The following is a 227-nucleotide window of genomic DNA, read 5'->3' as shown; positions in this document are numbered from 1 at the left end:
GCCGCGATCAATGTTGTAATATTTCCGTCAAGGATTGCCGACATCGCTTTATGAAATCCTGCCCGAAGCGCTGAATGAACAGACGCTCCTGCTGACAATTCTTCTTTCACACGAGCAAAAATGATAACGTTCGCGTCTACTGCCATACCGATACCGAGGATAATACCTGCGATACCAGGAAGTGTAAGCGTGATGTCAAACGCATTTAACAGAAGTAAGATCAAGCC

At 45.8% G+C, this 227-nt stretch carries 1 protein-coding gene; it reads right to left on the bottom strand.

Translation table 11 applies throughout. From position 1 onward, the window contains the following. The coding region (locus tag NE619_RS18600; RefSeq protein ID WP_256133936.1) for an MMPL family transporter at window positions 1–227 on the bottom strand (227 nt) is incomplete at both ends.

This window comes from Anaerovorax odorimutans, from assembly GCF_024459955.1.
In the GTDB taxonomy this organism is placed as follows: Bacteria; Bacillota; Clostridia; order Peptostreptococcales; family Anaerovoracaceae; genus Hominibacterium; species Hominibacterium odorimutans_A.
This window is presented reverse-complemented; position numbering and strand designations above follow the sequence as displayed.